Source organism: Actinoplanes sp. NPDC048988, from assembly GCF_043197815.1.
In the GTDB taxonomy this organism is placed as follows: Bacteria; Actinomycetota; Actinomycetes; order Mycobacteriales; family Micromonosporaceae; genus Actinoplanes.
This window is the reverse complement of sequence record NZ_JBICTW010000025.1, coordinates 48,197-66,415: the sequence shown is the minus strand read 5'-3', so window position 1 is coordinate 66,415 and position 18,219 is coordinate 48,197. Positions and strand designations below refer to the sequence as shown.

Sequence of the window (18,219 nt, the reverse complement as noted above, 5' to 3'; positions counted from 1 at the left end):
GCGGCTTTCAGTTGGCGTACGTGAGGCCGTCGGCGATGACCTGGGGGCGGCCGGCGGTGCCGGCGACCACGATGGTGAAGGTGTGTGCCTTGGCCGGCATGTTGCGGACGAACAAGGTCTGGCGGTACGCGGTGGTGGCGGCCTTGGTGTCGAGCGTGGCCACCTTCGTCCCGTCGACGTAGACGTACACGACGCCGGTCGCCTTGGTGCGGGTGAAGGTCAGGGCGGCCGAGCGGCCGTTGAACGTCCACGACAGCTTGGCGTTCTTGGCGCTCGCGGCCAGGGCCTTGCCGCCCAGGTAGGCCGAGCCGGACCGGGCCGCCCAGGTGCCGGTGCGCTTGGCCGAGGTCTCCGGGACCTGGGTGACCTTGCGCGTGGCGGCGGCGGCCCGGCTGTTGCCGGCCAGGTCGCGGGCGGTGATCGTGTACGTCAGGGCGGCGTTCGGGCGTACCGACGTGTTCCACGCGGTGGCGGCCGGGGCCAGTGTCGCCGAGCCGGGCGAGGTCGTCTTGCCGGTCTGGGCGACCACCCGCACGTTGTCGGCCGAGCGCCAGACCACCGATACCGGGACCGAGGTGGCCGAGTACGTGCCGGTGCGCAGCATCACCGACGGGGCGCCGGGGAAGGTGGGCGGCGTGGCGTCGGCGACGATCCGCACGGCGGGGGTGGTGTCGGCGACGCCGGTGGCGTGCACGGCCCGGACCGCGATGGTGTGCGAGCCGGCCGGGACGGCCACGGTCGCCGTGCGCGCGGTGCCGGCCACGGTGGCGACCACGACGCCGTTGCGGAGGATGTTGAAGCGGTTGACGTTGCCACCGGTCAGGGTCCAGTTCACGGTCGCGGTGGTACGCACGTAGGTGACACCGGCCGACACCGTCCCGGCCACGTTCCTCAGAGCCAGGCCCGGCAGCGCCGCCTTGGCCCGGATGGCGCCGAGCAGCGGGTACATCGTGTTGCCGGGGCACGCGGTGAGGTAGCCGGAGCTGGCGGTGCTGGTCGGCACCCGCTCGGCGTCCTTGTGGCCGGAGACGCGCGGGAAGGTGACCTTCGTGCCCTTCGGCCAGATGCGGCCGTCCACGCCCTCGACCATCTCGCCGGTCGTGGCCGGGTCGAAGCCGTACGCGGTGAGCCGGGCCGCCGCGAGCTGCGAGATGGTCTTCAGCGCGGCGTCGGAGGGCCGGAGCGAGGTGTAGTCGCCGAGCAGCGCGATGCCGACCGAGGCGGTGTTGAAGCCGACCGTGTGGGCGCCGATGATCGCCTTGGCGGCGCTGCCCGCGCGGCCCTCGTAGAGGGTGCCGCACTTGTCGACGACGAAGTTGTAGCCGAGGTCGTCGAAGCCCTCGGCGATGTCGTTGGCCATGATGCCGCGCAGGATCTTCGGCGAGTTGGCGCAGGTCTCGTTGTTGCCGAAGCCGCTGTGGTGCACCCAGACGACCTTGACGCCCTCGGAGGCGACCTCGCCCGGCGCCTTGACCGTCTTCTCGTCGGCGCCCCACTGGGCGCGGGTCACCATCGCCGGCATGGCCGCCTTGGCCACGACGGGGGCCTTCGTGGCTTCGGGGGTGGCCGCGGCGGCCGACGCCGGGGTGGAGGGTTCGGCCAGCATGCCGCCGCCGGCGCCGCCGGTCGGCGGGGCGTCCGGGTCGATCAGGTTGAGCCGCAGCCCGGCCGGCAGGCCGGTCGCCGTGGCGCCCTCGACGCGGGCGGCCACCCCGTCGGACGGCCCGGCCCACAGCGGCTCCGTGCGCCCGCGCACGCGCGCCGCCTCGGCCGGCCGGTCGGCGGCGGCCTCGGCGACCTCGAGCGACTGCCAGTCGGTCCAGGCCCCGGTGGCGGCGCTGCGGGTGCGCACCTGCACGGTGCCCTTGGGCGCGGCCTTCGGGTCGTCCCAGCTCACGCTGACCATGCTGAACTTCGTGGTGGCCCGCTGCGGCAGATCGACCTTGCCGGCGGCGGACGCGCCCAGCCCCACCTTGGTGACGACGGTGCGCACCGGCGCGTTGGGCAGCACCGGCGCCTGCGACTCGGGCGCCGCGGCCGCCACCACGGGCGCCGCCGACGCCGTGGACGCCGCCGCCGGCGCCGCGGCGGCGGAGGTTGCCGCGGCCGTCGTGGCCGCCGGTTCCTGGAAGGCCAGCGGCGCGGCCGCCGAGTCGGGCCAGGCCAGCGCGGCGATGCCGCCGCCGGCCGCAAGCACCGCCACCGCGGCCCCGATCGATAGTGCCACCTTGCGTTCCACGCGATCCCCCGTCGATCTGGAATTGGCCGCGTGAGAGTACCGGACCGGTGATCAGGCCTCCATCCCGAACCAGGGCCGGCAGGGATCGAAGCCCTCGATCGTGACCTCGGCGCCGGGCCAGCGTTCGGCGGTGAGCCGGAAGTGCCGCAATTCGGCGACCTCGCCGGAGGTGTCCACTATGCGGCTGAGGCCGTTGTCGGCGTACCCCAAATGTCTCGAGACCCCGAGCGACGCCGCGTTGACCGTCGTCGCCGAGCTGATCGCCGCGACGGCCCCGAGGCGGGCGAAGGCGAAGCCGAGGACGGCGGTACGCATCGCGATCCCCACGCCGCGCCCCCGGACCTGCGGGACCAGCCACGACGCGGTGTCCACGGTCCGCAGGGCCGGGAAGTTCTCGCCTTCGAGGGTCTGGACCCCGACCAGCTCACCGCCGTACGCGACGGCGAAGTGCAGCACCCAGGAGGCGGGGTCCCAGGTGCCTAACGCCTTCCAGTAGCCCTGGCAGAACAGCCGCCGCTCGTTGCCGGCGAAGCTCTGCGCGGGCCACATGGCCAGGCGCGGGTCGTGCCCGGCGTCGCCGGGGAGCACGGCGGCGAGCTCCGGCAGGTCCGCCTCGCGCATCGGCCGCAGCACGACGTCGCGGTGGACCAGCCGGAGCCCGAACAACGGCCAGAAGTCATCCATGCATGACTGTCTACTCCGTTCCGAGCGCCGCCACCGGGCTGACCTTCGCCGCCTTGCGCGCCGGCAGCACCCCGGCCAGCGCGGTCAGCGCGATCAGCACCACGAAGACCACCGCGAGCTGGCCCACCGGAACCGCCAGGGGCGCGTTCACGCCGAGCGCCTTGACGGCCAGCAGCGCGTACGGGACGCCCAGGACCAGCCCGATGGCCGCGCCGATCACGCCGTACAGCGCCGACTCGGCCGTCAGCATGGCCCGCAGGCCGCCCTGGGACAGACCGACCGCGCGCAGCACCCCGGACTCGCGGACCCGTTCGACGACCGACAGGGCCGTCGTGGTGCCGACGCCGACCACCGCGATGGCCACGGTGAGCCCGATCAGCCCGAGCGCGATCACCAGCAGCAGGGTGAGCTGCTCGTCGATCTGGTCGCGCTGGTCGGCCAGCACGTCGGTGTGGAAACCGGCGCCGGCCACGCTCTCGTCGATCGCGCGCTTGCCGTCGGTGCGGCCCTTCTCGCCGCTCTCGGCCGCGTCGGCCAGGACACCGGAGTACGTGGCGGGCGCGCCCAGCTTCGTCAGGTCGCCCGGGTCGAGCACGACGGCCGAGCCCAGCGGCCCGGAGTCGGGCAGTCGCGCGGCGATCGTGAACGTCCCGCTCCGCTTGCCGGCCACCAGCGTGATCTTGTCGCCCACGCCCAGCCCGGTCGTCTCGGCGGTGAAGCCCGAGATGACCGCGGAGCCCGGCTTGAGGTCCTTCACCGACCCGGCCGTCACGTCGAGCTTGTCCAGCTCGGGCAGCGAGCCCATGGTCAGGTCGACCGCGGTCAGCCCCTCGACGTTGCCGATCTTCGTGGTGATCCGCCGGTACGGGGTGACGTGGGTGAGCTCGCGGCGATCGCGCAGCTTGTCGACCAGCGCCACCGGCATCGACGCCAGGTCCTCGCCGGTCACCTCGTAGTCGGCCGGCGCCGAGGCGGCGGCCTCCCGCTCGGCCAGCACCCGGATCGACGCGCCGCCCACCAGCGCCCCGGCGATCAGGGTGACGCCGAGCGCGACCACGACCGAGACGGCGGCGGCCCGGCGCGGCGCCGCGCCCACCCCACCGGCGGCCAGCCGGCCGACCGGCCCCGAGCGCCGGATCGGCGCGCCCAGCAGGGCCAGCACCGGCCGCACGAGCACCGGGCCGAGGGCGACCAGCGCGAAGAAGGCCAGCGCGCCCGATCCGACGACGGCGAACAGCATCGGCGTCGGGTCGTAGTCCTTCGGGTCACGGCCGGGCAGACCGTTGATGACGTACGCGGCCGCGAGCCCCGCCCCGGCCGCCAGCACCAGGCCGGTCACCCAGCGCAGGGCGCCGATGTCGCGGCGGGAACCGGTCGTGCCGGAGCTGCGCAGGGCCTCCAGCGGTGACACCCGGGCGGCCGAGGCGGCCGGCGCCAGCACGGCCAGGACGGTGATCAGGACGGCCAGCGCGACCGTGCCGAGCGCGGCCGGCACCGGGAAGCCGGGCGAGGAGATCTTGAAGCCGAACCAGCCGGTCGCGACCGGCAGCAGGTGGCCCAGGCCGAGCGCGATCAGCACGCCGGCCAGGCCGGTGACCAGTCCGGTCAGGGCGCCCTCGGCGGCCAGCGACCGGGTGATCGAGCCGCGGCCGGCGCCGACCGCCCGCAGCAGGGCGAGCTGGCGCATCCGCTGGGCGAACATGATGCGGAACGTGGAGGTGGCGACCAGTCCGGCCGCGACCACGGCGATCGCGACGAACATGGCGATCACCGCGAAGACCGCGTTGACGCCGGACGCCTTCGCCTCGGCCTCCTCGAGGCGCACGTCGGCGCCGGTGGCCACCTCGGCGCCCTTGGCGATCGCGGTGACGCGATCCTGGACGCCCTCGGCGCCCGGGGCATACCGGAGTTCGACCCGGCTGGCCTGCCCGACGCCGGTCATCGCGATGACGGCGCTCGTCGGGGCGTACGCCTGGAAACCGTAATCGTCGCGGGCCTTGACCAGGCCGACCACCGTGACCCTGGTCGGCGGCAGGGGTTTGCCGTCCTCGGAGTAGCGCAGCTGGACGCTGACCGTCTGCCCCAGCGCGAGGCTCATCCGCTCGGCCGTGCGCGGGGTGACGGCGATCTCGCCCGCCTTCTGCGGATAGCGGCCCTGGGTGACAGTGGCCAGCGCCAGCGGCCCGCTGCCGGGGTCCGACTGGAGTTGCAGGTAGTCGTCGGTGCCGACCATGCCGCCGGCGTCGATCCGGGCGACCGCCTCGGCGACCCCGGGGACCTGGCCGATCGCGGCCGCCGTCTTCGTGCTGATGTCGCCGTTCCGGACGACCAGGTCGACCGCCTCCGGCGTGCCGCTCAGACCGTTGAGCACGCTGCGCTCGGTGATCTGCTGGGCCAGGACCGACGCGTAGACGACGAACGAGACGACCAGCACGGCCAGGCCGGTCAGCAGCAGCCGGGTGGGGCGGCGGGCCACGCCGCGCATCTGGGTACGCAGCACGCTCATCGGGCGGCCGCCAGTCCCTGGAGCGCGTCGGTGACGCTGGCGGTGTCCGGGCGGTCGATCTCGCCGGCGACCCGGCCGTCGGCCAGCAGCACGACCCGGTCGGCGTAGGCGGCCGCGCCCGGATCGTGGGTGACCATGACGATGGTCTGCCCGAGTTCCCGTACGGAATTGCGCAGGAAGAGCAGCACCTCGGCGCCGGACCGGGAGTCGAGGTTGCCGGTCGGCTCGTCGGCGAAGACCACCTCGGGGCGCGAGACCAGCGCGCGGGCCAGGGCGACCCGCTGCTGCTGGCCGCCGGAGAGCTCGCCGGGCCGGTGGTCGAGGCGGCCCGTGATGCCGAGCGTCTCGGTGAGGTGCGTGTAGAGATGCCGGTCGGGCTTACGGCCGGCCAGCTCCAGCGGCAGCGTGATGTTCTGCGCGGCGGTGAGCTGCGGCAGCAGGTTGAACGCCTGGAAGACGAAACCGATCCGCTCCCGGCGCACCTTCGTCAGCACCTTGTCGGACTGCTTGGTCAGGTCGGTGCCGCCGAGCAGGGCCTGCCCGCTGGTGGCGGTGTCCAGACCGGCCAGGCAGTGCATGAGGGTCGACTTGCCGGAGCCGGACGGTCCCATGATCGCGGTGAACTGGGCGCGGGCGAACCCGACGGTCACGCCGTCCAGGGCCCGTACGGCGGTGTCGCCGTGGCCGTAGACCTTGGTCAGGTCGACCGCGGCGACGGCCGCCATCGTGTCGGGGAGTACGGGCGTCTGCATGGAATCTCCACTGGGCGTCGTGTCGTTGAGTACGACGCACATGCTGGTTCTTTTGATCAGCCCCGCACATCCGCCCGCGGCCAGGGATCCGGATCTGCCTTTCGGCCGATGAAGGCGCGCTCACCTGCAACTACGCTGGGTCACGATGCAGACGAACACGAACCGGTTGATCCTGCTCCGCCTCGGGCAGTTCCTCGCGCTGGCCGCCATGGCCGTGCTCGGGTTGTTCGACGTCGCGCAGGGCCTGCTGCGCGACTCGGAGCTGCTCGGCCTGCTCCAGGTGCTCCTGGCGATCGCCGCCGCGGTCGTCTGGCTGCCCGCGCACAAACAGGGGTCCACCACTCTGCCGAAAGTCGCAGTGGTCCTCGGCCTGGCCTCCCTGACCATGACCGTGACGGTCGTCCTGGCCTACCGCAGCGACTACAGCTACCTGAGCTGGGGCCTGGCCGAGTCGGCGGCCCTGCTGGGCGTGCTGTTCGTGCTGGCCCGGCGGGCCAAGCCCGGCTGGGCGGTGGCCGGCGTCATCGCGGTCGGCGCGGCGGTCAGCTTCCAGCCGCTGCGCGGCGGCCAGGGCGCCGAGTTCGTCATCTTCGGCCTGATCCAGGCCCTCGCCGGGGCCGCCGCCATCGGCGTCGGCATCTACCTGCGCATCCTGGAGAGCTCCCGGGAGCGTGCGGTCGACGCCGTACGGGCCGAGCAGCGCGCCGAGTTCGCGCGCGACCTGCACGACTTCATCGCCCACCACGTGACCGGCATCGTCGTGCAGGCCCAGGGCGCCCGGTTCATCGCCGAGCAGGACCCGAAACGGGTGCTGCTGGCCCTGGAACAGATCGAGGAGGCCGGTGCCGAGACGATGGCCTCGATGCGCCGCATGGTCGGCGTGCTGCGCGACCCCTCCTCGTCACCCGACGCGCCCCTGGCCCCGGTGGCCGGGCTGGGCGAACTGCCGGTCCTGCTCGACCAGTTCAACTCGGCCGGCGGGGCGACCGCCCGCATCCACGTCGACGGCGACGCCGACGGCCTGCCGGTGGAGGTGTCGACCTCGGCCTACCGGGTGGTGATGGAGGCCCTGACCAACGTCCGCCAGCACGCCCCGGCGGCCCGGGTCGCCGACGTGTGGGTCCGCCGCACCCCCGACTGGCTGCTGGTGCGGGTGGCCAACGACGGTGTCCCGGCGCGCGCCGTCACCCCGAGAGATCGTCCGGGGTACGGTCTCGTGGGCCTCACCGAACGGGTCCGCGCGGTCGGCGGCCGGATCACCGCCGGTCCGGGCATCGAGGGCGGCTGGGTGGTCGACGCGGCCTTCCCCATTCCGTAAAGGCGGTTTCTTCAGGTGATTCGCGTACTGATCGCCGACGACCAGGCGATGGTCCGTACCGGCTTCGGCATGATCATCGGCGCTCAGCCCGACATGGAAGTCGTCGGCGAGGCCTCCGACGGCGTCGAGGCGGTGGCCCTGGCCCGCAAGCTGAAGCCGGACGTGGCGCTGTTCGACATCCGCATGCCGAAGATGGACGGCCTGGAGGCCCTGCGGCTGCTGGCCGGCCCCGGCGTGCCCGACCCGCTGCGCATCGTCGTGGTCACCACGTTCGACCTGGACGAGTACGTTCACCAGGCCCTGCGCAACGGCGCCGCCGGCTTCCTGCTGAAGGACTCCGGCCCGGCCCTGCTGATCGAGGCGGTCCGGGCCGCGGTCTCGGGCGACGCCCTGATCAGCCCCTCCATCACGGTCCGCCTGCTGGAACACCTGTCCCCGCCGGCGGCCGCGACCGACGAGGGCGGCCTGTCCCCACGCGAGCTGGAGGTGGTGAAGCTGACCGCCCGCGGCCTGACCAACGCGGAGATCGCGGCCCAGCTGTTCATCTCGGTCGGCACGGTGAAGACGCACCTGGGCAGCATCCACACGAAGCTCAACACCCGGAACCGGGTGGAGATCGCGGCCTGGGCCTGGGAGCGCCGCCTCGTAGGCTGAGGCCATGACCTCACTACAGCCCGTCGACGAGTCCTGGCAGCGCGGCCTGGCCATCGTGGCCCACCCCGACGACCTCGAGTTCGGCACCGCCGCCGCCATCGCCCGCTGGACGGCGCAGGGCAAGGACATCACGTACGTTCTGCTGACCAGCGGCGAGGCCGGCATCGACGGTCTGGACCCGGCCGAGGCGGCCCCCGCCCGCGAGCGGGAGCAGCGCGAGTCGGCCGCCATCGTCGGCGTCGAGCAGGTCGACTTCCTGGGCCTGCCGGACGGCGTCCTCGAGTACGGCGTACCGCTGCGCCGGGAACTGACCCGGGTGATCCGCACCCACCGCCCCGACATCATCATCACGAACAACTTCCGCGACAGCTGGGACGAGGCCGGCCAGGCCCTGAACATGTCCGACCACATGGTCACCGGCCGAGCCGTCCTCGACGCGGCCCGCGACGCGGCCAACCGCTGGATCTTCCGCGACCAGGGCCTGGACAAGTGGTCGACGCGCGAGGTGTGGGCCGCCGGTTCCCCCCGCTCAACCCACGGCGTCGACACCACAGACACGTTCGACCTGGGCGTCCGTTCGCTGGAGGCCCACGCCGCCTACCTGAACGGCCTGACCTCAGGCTCCTTCGACGCCGAGGAGTTCCTCGAGGGCTTCTCGCGCCAGTCCGGCACCCGCCTGGGCGTCCGCTACGGCGCCTCGTTCGAGGTCTTCAACCTCGGCCTCCTGTAAGCCGGGGCTTCACCGGCGGCCGGGCACGCCGCGGCGGGAGGAACGCAGCTCTTCCAGGGTCACACCGCCCACGACGCGGGCGATGTTCCCGTCGTGGTCGTCGCCGGCCAGCCGCCGCGCAAGCTCGTCGAGGTCGGCGATCTCCCCGAATTTCGCCCGCAGCAGCGCCCGCATCCCCTCGACGCGGCCCTGCTCCAGGCCCTGCTCCAGGCCCTGCTCCAGCCCTCGGCGAGCGATCTCGCGGCCGGACTCCGTCTGCTCGAGAACGTTGTTCATGCCTCTCCTTCGCAGAGCTTCCAGAAATTGGACCGCCAGGACACCTTGCACGAGCATACCCAGCTCGACCTGGACAAGCTTCTCCTCAGGCGAGCTGATCGCGGCGATCCGGTCGGCGACCTGTTCGACGACATCGGGTGGCGGTTTCTGCGACCACAACGCAAGCGGCGCCAAAGGCCCGGACAGCAACTCGCCCGGGTCCAGGTCGCCGGGAATGTCAACAGACAGATAGTCCATCTGGACCCGGTCACGGGTGAAGCGGCCCGGATAGCCACCGCCCTGCGGCCAGAGCACCACCTGATGGATCCGGTGCGTCGAGCGCCGGTGCTTGACCGCCAAGCCCGCCCAGTAGCCCACCATCCGTTCCTCGAAGTCCTCGGTGCGCTGGACCTGGATCTCGAAGTGGTAGAGGTCGGCGGGCTCGTCGTTGTCGTACTGAACTTCCAATATTTTGTCGCACTGGAGACTGCGTTGCCGCAGCTGCTCGGTCGGCCTCTCCACCACAACGGCCCCATCGTCGAGCTGTGCGCCGCAGAATACTTTCAGCGCGTCGCGGGGATGAGCCCCTAACAACGCTTTGTACAAGCCGTCGAAGTCGCGGGGAGGCGCCGCTCGCGCCGACGCGACATCGAGGGGCACGCTCTCAGGCATCATTCCTCCTCCGACGCCGGCCATCGACGTCGGAGACAGCTTTCCGCACGGCGTGACTACTAGTCAAGAGACGCGTTGCTTCACGCCTAGTTAGCCCTTCACCGCGCCGGCCGTGAGACCCTCGGTGAGGAAGCGCTGGCCGAAGGCGTACATCACGACCACCGGGATGCTGACCAGCAGGGAGGCGGCGGCGAGCTGGCCCTGGGGGACGACGTCGCCGGCGATCATGGACTGCATGCCGACCGGGAGGGTCTTGTACTCGTCCTTGGTGATGAAGACGAAGGCGAACAGGAACTCGTTCCAGGCGTTGGTCAGGGTGAACAGCGCCACCGCCAGCAGCCCGGGCTTGGCCAGGGGCAGCACCACCCGGCCGAACGCCTGGACGCGGGAGCAGCCGTCGACCAGGGCGGCCTCCTCCAGTTCGGCCGGGATCGACGAGAAGTAGCCGGCCAGCAGCCACGTGGCGAACGGGATGGTGAAGGTCGGGTACGTCACCACCAGCGACCACAGCGAGTCGGTGAGCCGGGCTCCGATGAGCAACTGGTAGAGCGGGATGAACAGCAGCGCGCCCGGCATCACGTACGTCAGCAGCACCGTGACCGTGAAGCCCTGCGCGCCCCGGAACCGCAGCCGGGCCAACGCGTATCCGGCCAGCACGGCGCAGACCAGCGCCACCACTGTGGACGCCGCCGACACCACCAGGGTGTTGAGGTACCAGCGGCCGAACGGCTGGTTGGCGAACAGGGCGGTGAACTGCTCGAGGCTCCACGGCGCCGGCCACAGGTCGCTGGCCCGGGTGACCACCTGCCCCTCGGTCTTGAAGGCGGTGACCGCGATCCAGTACATCGGGCCCAGCACGAAGACCAGCAACCCGGCCAGGGCCAGGCCCGACACCCCCGATGACGTACGCCGGCGGTCCGCGACCACCCGGCCGACGGCCAGCGCGATCACCAGGATCACGCCGAGGATCAGCGCCGCCTTCCAGAAGATCTGCGGTGCCGCCCAGGCCAGCGCGATCGTGAACGCCAGCGCGAGGCCCCAGGGCAGCGCCTTGCGCAGCTGTCCGGGCGGCCCGGCCCGGCCGGTGCCGCCGTCCTCGCGAAGCAGCCGGACCAGGAAGAACACCAGGCCGCCGATCACCGGCAGCATGACCAGGGTGACGGCCGCTCCGGCCCCGTACTGCAATTGCAGGATGGCCTTGGAATAGGCCACGAGCACGTACGGCGCCGTCACATCGCCCGGGCCGCCCTGGGTCAGCAGCCAGATGAGGTCGAAGTTGTTGAACGTCCAGATCGACGAGAGGGTGACCGTCACGGTGATGACATGGCGCAGGCCGGGCAGTGTCACGTGCGCGAACCGCCGCCAGGCGGACGCGCCGTCGATGGTCGCCGCCTCGTACTGGTCGGCCGGGATGGCCTTCAGCCCGGCCAGGAAGCAGACGGTGAAGAACGGCACGCCCTTCCACACGTTGACCAGGATCACCGACGGCATCGCCAGGGACGCGTCGGACAGCCAGCCCGCGGGCCAGCTGTCGACCAGGTGCACATGGGCCAGGACCGGCCCGATGCCCGAGGCGGTGAGCAGCGTGTTGACGCTGCCGAAGATCGGGTCGAGCAGCGACCGCCAGCTGAACGCCGTCACCACCGTCGGCACCACCCACGGCACCAGCAGAAGCCCGGTCAGCAGGGCCTTTCCGCGCCGCAGCTGGTGCAGCAGCAGGGCCGCGGCCAGGCCCAGGACGACCTTGAAGATTTCGGCGTACGCCGTGAAGACGAACGAGTTCACCACGCCCGTACGGAATTGGCCGTCGTCGATCAGGGCGAGGTAGTTGCCCAGTCCGACGAAGACGCTGTCGGCACCGTGCCGTTCCGTGGTGCTGGTGACCGCCGACCGGGCGATCGGCAGAAGCACGAGCACACCGACCAGTACGGCCGTGGGCGCCAGGAACACCGCGGCCAGCCGCCAGTCCCGGCCCAGCCGCCGCTGAGTTCTCGTCAAGGAGCCCGGCCCCGGCGGGCCCTTGGCCGGGGCCGGGGCCGGGGCCGACCGTACCGCTGTCACTGCGGCAGCCCCTGCTGCGCGAAGATCTGCACCATCTTCGCGTGGGCGGCGGTCACCGCCTGCGCGGGCGCGGTGCCCTGCACGACCTGCTGCATCATGTCGGTCAGGACGTAGGCCGCGACGACCGCCTGCTGTCCGGCGCTGGCCTTCTGCGGGAACTTGAGGCCGTTCTTGGTGGACAGCGGCAGCGGCTGCTGCGACATGGTGCGGACCATGGCGAACGCGGGGTCGCCGCCGGTGAAGTACGGGTCGGCGTCCCAGACCTTCTCCCAGGCGGGCATGACCAGTCCGGGCGCCTCCTTGGACACCCCGACCAGCGCGGGCGCGCTGACCAGGTACTGCGCCAGGAGTTTGGCCAGGCCGGGGTTCTTGGCGCCCTTGAAGACGACGAAGCCCTGGGACTGCCCGAGCAGCAGCGACTTGTCGGTCGCGGGCCCGACGCAGTCGGAGAAGACGTGCGTGTTGCCGTACACCGGATTCTTCTTGGTCTTGGAGTCGGCGTAGACGCTGAAACTGTTGCGGGTGTATCCGAGGATGCCGGCCAGCCAGTTCTCGTTGTTGCTGGTGTCGGTCCAACTGGCCACGCCCGGGGGCAGCATCGGCTTGTACTTGGGGTTGGTGTAGATGTCGCCCAGGAAGGTCACCGCCTGGACCGTCTCCGGCGAGTCGAAGGTGACCTTCTTGCCGTCGTTCGTCGCGATCGCCCCGCCGTACGAGTTGATCAGGGCCTCGATCATGCCGTTGCCGTCACCGGACCGGTTGACGGTCATTCCCCAGCCGAAGCGGCGCTGGCCCGGGTCGGAGATCTCCAGGCACAGGTCCCGCAGTTCCTCCCAAGTGTAGACGTCCTTGGTCGCGATGCCCTTCTCCTGCATCCAGTCCTTGCGCAGGAAGGATCCGATGCCGATGAAGTGGTACGGGATCGCGTACCACTTGCCGTCGAAGACGCAGAAGTTCTTGGCCTCGGCGCAGGGCTCGCCGTACTTGGCCGTCAGCGCGGTGACGACGTCCGTCACGTCTTCCAGGTCGCCCAGGGCGTGGAACTGGGCGATGAACCGCGAGTCGGTCATGAACGCCAGGTCGCGGGCCACGCCGCCCTTCACCTCGGCGTCTATCTTGGCGACGACGTCGCCCGCGTCGGCCTGGACCAGGCTGTTCTCGATCTTCGTCCCGGTCGCGTCGGCGAATTTCTTGATCGATCCGTCGAGCTGTTCGTTGGCCGCCGTCGAGTAGAGCTTCTGCGACAGCACGCCCATCGAGGTGCCTTTCGACGACGCCGCGGCGTCGAGCAACTCCTTCGGTACGTCCGGCTGCACGCTCGACGGCGACGAGGAGGTGCCGCCACACGCGGCCAGTCCGGCCGCGCCGAGCACTCCTACCCCTAAACCCAGAAAGTCGCGCCGGGACCGCGTGGTTCCCCCCATGGCCAGCCTCCCTCGTTGTTCGAAATCTCGGACTGTGGTTCGATATTTCGTGTGGAGTGGACGCGACGCTAGAACAAGACCGCGAAGGGTGTCAATGTTTCGAAGTCGGCTATCGAGGCTGCCGCGGATATCCCATGCGCGCGGACAGCGTCGCCGCCCCGCCCCGGATCAGCTCCGTCCACTCCACATGGGCCTGCGGGGTCCAGCGGATGATCGGCGCGGACAGGCTCATGGCCGCGATCACGGCGCCGGAATGGTCCCGGACCGCCGCGGCGACGCAGCGCATGGCGGTGTCCGACTCGCCGATGTCCACGGCGACGCCCTCCGCCCGGACGGCCTCGAGATGGTCCCGCAGGCGGTCCGGGTCGGTGATGCTCTCCGGCGTCATGCCCGGCAGCACGCCCTTGGCCAGGGTGGCGTCCAGCGTCGCCCGGTCGAGGCCGGCCAGCAGCACCTTGCCGACCGCCGTGCAGTGCGCCGGCAGCCGCCGCCCGACCCCGGAGACCATCCGGACCGGATGGGTGCTGTCGACCTTGACGAGGTAGACGACGTCGGCACCGTCGAGCACGGCCAGGTGGACCGCCTCATTGCAGGCGGCGGCCACGTCCCGGGTGACGGTCTGTGCCTCGTGGACCAGGTCGAGCCGGCCCGCGAAGGCCGCGCCGAGCTGGAACAGCGGCAGCCCGAGCCGGTACCGGACCGGCTGGCCCGGCACAGCGATCAGGTACGAACGCTCGACGAGCGTGACAAGCAGCTCGTGAACGGTGGTGCGCGGCAGGTCGAGCCGCTCCATCACCTCGCGGGCCGACATCTGCGGACGGTCCAGGAAAAGCTCGAGGATGTCGAGCGCGCGGCTGACCGCGGGTACCACACGAGGCATCCGAAGAGGGTATCTCCGCACCTAGGATGGTTGAATGTCGATCTCTCTGTACCGCCTGCGTGACGGCGCCCGGACGCGCTGGGCGGTGCGCGCCGGCGACCGATGGGGCGAGCTCGGCGACACCCTGGCCGGCCTGCTCGCCCTCCCCCTCGGCCGGGCCCGGGCGGTGGTCGAGGCCGCCGCCGGCGACGCGACCGGCGCCGGGCCCGGCGGCGAGGTGCTGCCCCCGGTCGACGAGCAGGAGGTGTGGGCGGCCGGGGTGACGTACAAGCGCAGCCGCGACGGGCGTAAGGAGGAGTCCGGGCACGGCTCGGTCTACGACGACGTCTACGACAGCGACCGCCCCGAGCTCTTCTTCAAAGCCAGCCCGTGGCGGGTCGTCGGGGACGGCGGCGCCGTCGCGATTCGCGCCGACTCCGGCTGGGACGTGCCCGAGGCCGAGGTCGGCCTGGTCCTCAACGCGGCCGGCGAGATCTTCGGCTACACCCTGGGCAACGACATGAGCAGCCGCTCGATCGAGGGCGAGAACCCGCTCTACCTGCCGCAGGCCAAGGTCTACGACCGCTCCTGCGCGGTGGGCCCGGCCATCGTGCCGAGCTGGGCGGTCCCGCCCGCGCCGTTCGAGATCGGCCTGCGGATCTCGCGTGACGGCCGGGAGGTGTACGCCGCCACGACCACCACGGCGGAGATGGCGCGCGGCTTCGGCGAGCTGTCGGCCTGGCTGTTCCGGGCGCTCACCTTCCCCACCGGCGCCGTCCTGCTGACCGGCACCGGCGTCGTGCCGGACGCGGACTTCACCACCCGGGCCGGCGACACGATCGAGATCACCTCGCCCGCCCTCGGCACCCTCACCAACCAGGTCGTCGTCGCCGGCGGATTGGCGGGTCGCCCGATCGGGTAAAAAACCGCGCCATGCCCCCCGAGACATCGAGCTGGACCACCTTCCTCGGGCAGGTGGCCAAGCGGATCCTGCTGCCCGTCACCGTGCTCTTCGGCGTCATGGTGGCGCTGGGCCTGCTCGTGACCAAGGTGTGGTCGCACGACTGGCCCTTCACCGCCGAGGACGCCGTCAACCGGGACTTCGCCGCACACCGGGACGCCATCCTCAACAACGTCTCGGAGTTCTTCAGCCTGCTCGGCAGCACGCCGGTGGTCGTCGGCATCACCGCGGCGGTGGCCATCGGGCTGCGGTTCACGATGCACCGCTGGCGCGAGCCGCTCTTCCTGTGCGCCGCGGTCAGCGCCCAGGCCCTCGTCTTCCTGTTCACCACGCTGGTCATCGACCGCCAGCGCCCGGCCGTGCCGCATCTGGACGACTCGCCGCCCACCTCGAGCTTCCCGTCCGGCCACACGTCGGCCAGCGTCGCCCTCTACGTCGGGCTCGCCGTCCTGCTCAGCGTCATGCTGAAGAAGACCTGGGCCAAACGCCTGGCCTGGCTCCTCGTTCTGGTGCCGCTCCTCGTGGCGACCGCGCGGCTCTACCGCGGCATGCATCACCCCACCGACGTGACCGCGTCGTTCCTCAACGGCGTGACCTGCGTGGTCGTCATGTTCCGGGCGATCCTCGACCGGGCGACGCGGTGGGCCCGCCCGGTCGTCGCCAAACGCACCATCCCCGCCTAGAGTGCCCCGGCCATGAGGGCTTCCAGCGTCGCTTTCGCGCCGCGATCGTCGAGGCTGTTCAGGACCGAGGTGTACGCCGCCACGAAGCGCTCGTTGTCGGCGAGATCCCCGAACAGGTCCCGGTTCTGGATGAAGGCCAGCGGATCGGGCTGCCGGGCCAGCGACACCAGCTGATCGCGCAGCCGGTCGACGACCTCGATCGGCTGCCCGTGCTCGTCGGCTCCCCTGGCGTAGCGGGCCCACGACGCCACCACCGCCGTCGACAGCAGGATGTCGCCGCCGGTGGCCAGGTTCTGCCGGATCACCGGGAGCAGCCACTTCGGAATGCGGTCGGAGCTTTCCGCGCACAGCCGGGCCACCGTGTCCTTGACCTGCGCGTTCGAGAAACGGTCGATCAGCTGGTGCTGGTACTCGCGCAGGTCGACGCCGGGCACCGGCTCCAGCGTCGGCGTCGCCTCCCGTTCCATGTAGGCGAGCAGGAACTGCGCGAACACCGGATCCCGGGCGACGTCGTGCACGAGCCGGTAGCCCGACAGGTATCCGAAGTAGCACAGCGCCTGGTGGGAGGCGTTCAAAAGGCGCAACTTCATCAGCTCGTACGGCTCGACGTCCGGCACCACCTGCACGCCCGCGTCCTCGAAGGGCGGCCGCCCCGACGAGAACTTGTCCTCGAGCGCCCACTGGGTGAACGGCTCGCACACCACCGGCCAGCCGTCCTCGATCCCGAAGTGCTTGCGCACCTCGTCCCGGTCGTCGTCGGTGGTCACCGGCGTGATCCGGTCGACCATGCTGTTCGGGAACCGGACGTTCTCCTCGACGTACGCCGCCAGCGACGGGTCACGCAGCCGCGCGTACGACACGAAGCTGCGCCGGGCCGCGTCCCCGTTGCCCTGGATGTTGTCGCAACTCATGATCGTGAACGGCGGCAACTCACGCTGCCGGCGGCGCTCGATCGCCGCCGTGATCAGCCCGAACGTCGTCCGCGGCTCCCCCGGCAGGGCCAGGTCGTGCTGGATGTCGGGGTTGTCGGCCATGAAGTCGCCGGTGACCGCGTTGAAGTTGTACCCGCCCTCGGTCACCGTGAGCGAGACGATCCGCACCTCCGGCTGCGCCATCTTCTCGATCACCGCTTCCGGCGAGTCCGGCGCGTACAGGTACTCCTTGATCGAGCCGATGACCCGGGCGTCCAGCGTCCCGTCCGGCGCCTTCACCACCAGCGTGTAGAGCCGGTCCTGGGCGTCGAGGACCTGCTGCATACGCCGGTCGGCCGGCATCACCCCCACCCCGCAGATCGCCCAGTCCAGGGCGGCCTGCGCACTCATCAGCCGGTCCAGGTACATGGCCTGGTGGGCGCGGTGGAACCCGCCCACTCCGAAGTGCACGATCCCGACGCGCAGCCGCGCCCGGTCGTAGTTCGGCACGGCGACACCCGAGGGCAGCGACGTCAGGTTGGCTTCAGTGAGGGGCAACATCAGCTTCCTCCCAGCGGCGGATCAGGGATCACCTCAGCATCGCACTCCCGCCCGAAGAACACCGGGCAACCGGGCGCCCGAGTGAGCCCGCCGCGTGCCCGCTCGCAGGCGCGGTGGATCATGGCCCCGGTCCGCCGACTGCCTGAGCACGTTGCCGCGCTACTGGTGGGTGCCGCCGTCGACGCGGATCTCGGTGCCGGTGATGAAGGCGCCGTCGTCGGAGGCCAGCATCGCGACCACGCCGGCGACCGCCTCCGGCCCGGCGTAGCCCTGGCCGAGCGCCGGGGTCAGTTTGCCGAGCAGGCTGTAGTCGATGTCGGAGGGCACCAGGCCGGCGAAGTTGTTGGTGATGCCGCTGCTGATGCTGCCCGGGGCCACGTTCACCGCGCGCAGGCCCTGCTTGGCGTACTCGCCGGCGATCGCGTGGGTGAACGACTCGACGCCGCCCTTGCTGGCCGAGTAGGCGGCCATGTACGGGTGGGAGAACGACGCCGAGGTGGAGCTGAAGTTCACGACCACACCGCGGCCGGTGGCCAGCAGCGCCGGCAGGGCGGCCCGGGTCACCAGGAACGTGCCGGTGAGGTTGACGGCGATGACGCGGTTCCACAGCTCGAGACTGCTCTCGTGGGTGTGGGCGCCGCGCAGCATGCCGGCAGCGTTCACCAGCACGTCGAGGCGCCCCAGGGTGCCGATGGCGCCGGCCACGACGTCGCGTACGGCCGCCTCGTCGGCGATGTCGAGCACCGCGGTGGTGAGCCGGTCGGCGCTCCCGTCGCCGTCGGCCAGTTTCCGCGTCTGGGTGAGCCCGTCGGCGCTGATGTCGGCCGCCACGACGGTGGCGCCCTCGTCGAGCAGGCGAAGCACCGTGGCCTGGCCGATTCCGGATCCGCCGCCGGTGATCAGGGCGGTACGACCGTTGAAGCGCTGCATGGGGTTCCCTTTCGGTAGG

Annotated in this window: 15 protein-coding genes; 5 read left to right on the top strand and 10 right to left on the bottom strand. The window is 71.4% G+C overall.

Features of this window, described 5'->3' with window-relative positions; translation table 11 throughout:
* Positions 1–7: 7 nt before the first annotated feature.
* From ACGFJ7_RS43620 to ACGFJ7_RS43605, 4 genes are read right to left on the bottom strand one after another with little or no spacing between them, the layout of a single operon-like run.
* The gene (locus ACGFJ7_RS43620) at positions 8–2,239 is read right to left on the bottom strand and encodes an N-acetylmuramoyl-L-alanine amidase (RefSeq protein ID WP_392648097.1); all 2,232 of its coding nucleotides are present in this window, start codon (positions 2,237–2,239) and stop codon (positions 8–10) included.
* Between the two features lie 51 nt (positions 2,240–2,290).
* On the bottom strand, positions 2,291–2,923 hold the full coding sequence (locus ACGFJ7_RS43615; protein ID WP_360254140.1) for a GNAT family protein: 633 nt from the start codon (positions 2,921–2,923) through the stop codon (positions 2,291–2,293).
* 10 nt (positions 2,924–2,933) lie between these two features.
* Positions 2,934–5,429 carry an FtsX-like permease family protein gene (locus ACGFJ7_RS43610; RefSeq protein ID WP_392648094.1) on the bottom strand — a complete coding sequence of 832 codons (2,496 nt, stop codon included), beginning with the start codon at positions 5,427–5,429 and terminating at the stop codon, positions 2,934–2,936.
* Entirely contained in the window at positions 5,426–6,181 is a 756-nt protein-coding gene (locus ACGFJ7_RS43605) for an ABC transporter ATP-binding protein (protein WP_360254774.1), read from the bottom strand. The genes ACGFJ7_RS43610 and ACGFJ7_RS43605 overlap by 4 nt, the downstream gene beginning before the upstream one ends.
* A gap of 145 nt (positions 6,182–6,326) precedes the next feature.
* Here ACGFJ7_RS43605 and ACGFJ7_RS43600 point away from each other — a divergent pair, with 145 nt between their 5' ends.
* The 3 genes from ACGFJ7_RS43600 to ACGFJ7_RS43590 are packed head-to-tail and all read left to right on the top strand — an operon-like array spanning position 6,327 to position 8,883.
* A complete protein-coding gene (locus ACGFJ7_RS43600) occupies positions 6,327–7,499 on the top strand; it encodes a histidine kinase (RefSeq protein WP_360254136.1) in 1,173 nt (390 codons plus the stop codon).
* Between the two features lie 15 nt (positions 7,500–7,514).
* On the top strand, positions 7,515–8,153 hold the full coding sequence (locus tag ACGFJ7_RS43595; RefSeq protein ID WP_360254134.1) for a response regulator transcription factor: 639 nt from the start codon (positions 7,515–7,517) through the stop codon (positions 8,151–8,153).
* Between the two features lie 4 nt (positions 8,154–8,157).
* The gene (locus ACGFJ7_RS43590) at positions 8,158–8,883 is read left to right on the top strand and encodes a PIG-L deacetylase family protein (protein ID WP_360254132.1); all 726 of its coding nucleotides are present in this window, start codon (positions 8,158–8,160) and stop codon (positions 8,881–8,883) included.
* 9 nt (positions 8,884–8,892) lie between these two features.
* On the opposite strand, the gene ACGFJ7_RS43585 is transcribed toward ACGFJ7_RS43590, so the two are convergent.
* From ACGFJ7_RS43585 to ACGFJ7_RS43570, 4 genes are all read right to left on the bottom strand, one after another.
* The gene (locus tag ACGFJ7_RS43585; protein ID WP_392648089.1) at positions 8,893–9,834 is read right to left on the bottom strand and encodes a hypothetical protein; all 942 of its coding nucleotides are present in this window, start codon (positions 9,832–9,834) and stop codon (positions 8,893–8,895) included.
* Between the two features lie 66 nt (positions 9,835–9,900).
* A complete protein-coding gene (locus tag ACGFJ7_RS43580) occupies positions 9,901–11,871 on the bottom strand; it encodes an ABC transporter permease subunit (RefSeq protein WP_360254128.1) in 1,971 nt (656 codons plus the stop codon).
* Entirely contained in the window at positions 11,868–13,295 is a 1,428-nt protein-coding gene (locus ACGFJ7_RS43575; protein WP_360254126.1) for an extracellular solute-binding protein, read from the bottom strand. Before ACGFJ7_RS43575 ends, ACGFJ7_RS43580 begins: the two co-directional genes overlap by 4 nt.
* Positions 13,296–13,404: 109 nt before the next feature.
* Entirely contained in the window at positions 13,405–14,175 is a 771-nt protein-coding gene (locus ACGFJ7_RS43570; RefSeq protein ID WP_360254124.1) for an IclR family transcriptional regulator, read from the bottom strand.
* Between the two features lie 34 nt (positions 14,176–14,209).
* Here ACGFJ7_RS43570 and ACGFJ7_RS43565 point away from each other — a divergent pair, with 34 nt between their 5' ends.
* Together ACGFJ7_RS43565 and ACGFJ7_RS43560 are read left to right on the top strand one after the other, a co-directional pair.
* Positions 14,210–15,076: a fumarylacetoacetate hydrolase family protein gene (locus ACGFJ7_RS43565; protein WP_360254122.1), complete on the top strand. Its 867-nt coding sequence runs from the start codon at positions 14,210–14,212 to the stop codon at positions 15,074–15,076.
* A gap of 11 nt (positions 15,077–15,087) precedes the next feature.
* On the top strand, positions 15,088–15,798 hold the full coding sequence (locus ACGFJ7_RS43560; protein WP_360254120.1) for a phosphatase PAP2 family protein: 711 nt from the start codon (positions 15,088–15,090) through the stop codon (positions 15,796–15,798).
* Here the strand turns inward: ACGFJ7_RS43560 and ACGFJ7_RS43555 are convergent.
* A complete protein-coding gene (locus ACGFJ7_RS43555; protein WP_360254118.1) occupies positions 15,795–17,270 on the bottom strand; it encodes a mannitol dehydrogenase family protein in 1,476 nt (491 codons plus the stop codon). The genes ACGFJ7_RS43560 and ACGFJ7_RS43555 overlap by 4 nt on opposite strands.
* Before the next feature lie 159 nt (positions 17,271–17,429).
* Positions 17,430–18,200, bottom strand: a complete 771-nt coding sequence (locus ACGFJ7_RS43550; protein ID WP_360254116.1) for an SDR family NAD(P)-dependent oxidoreductase — start codon at positions 18,198–18,200, stop codon at positions 17,430–17,432.
* Positions 18,201–18,219: the final 19 nt, after the last annotated feature.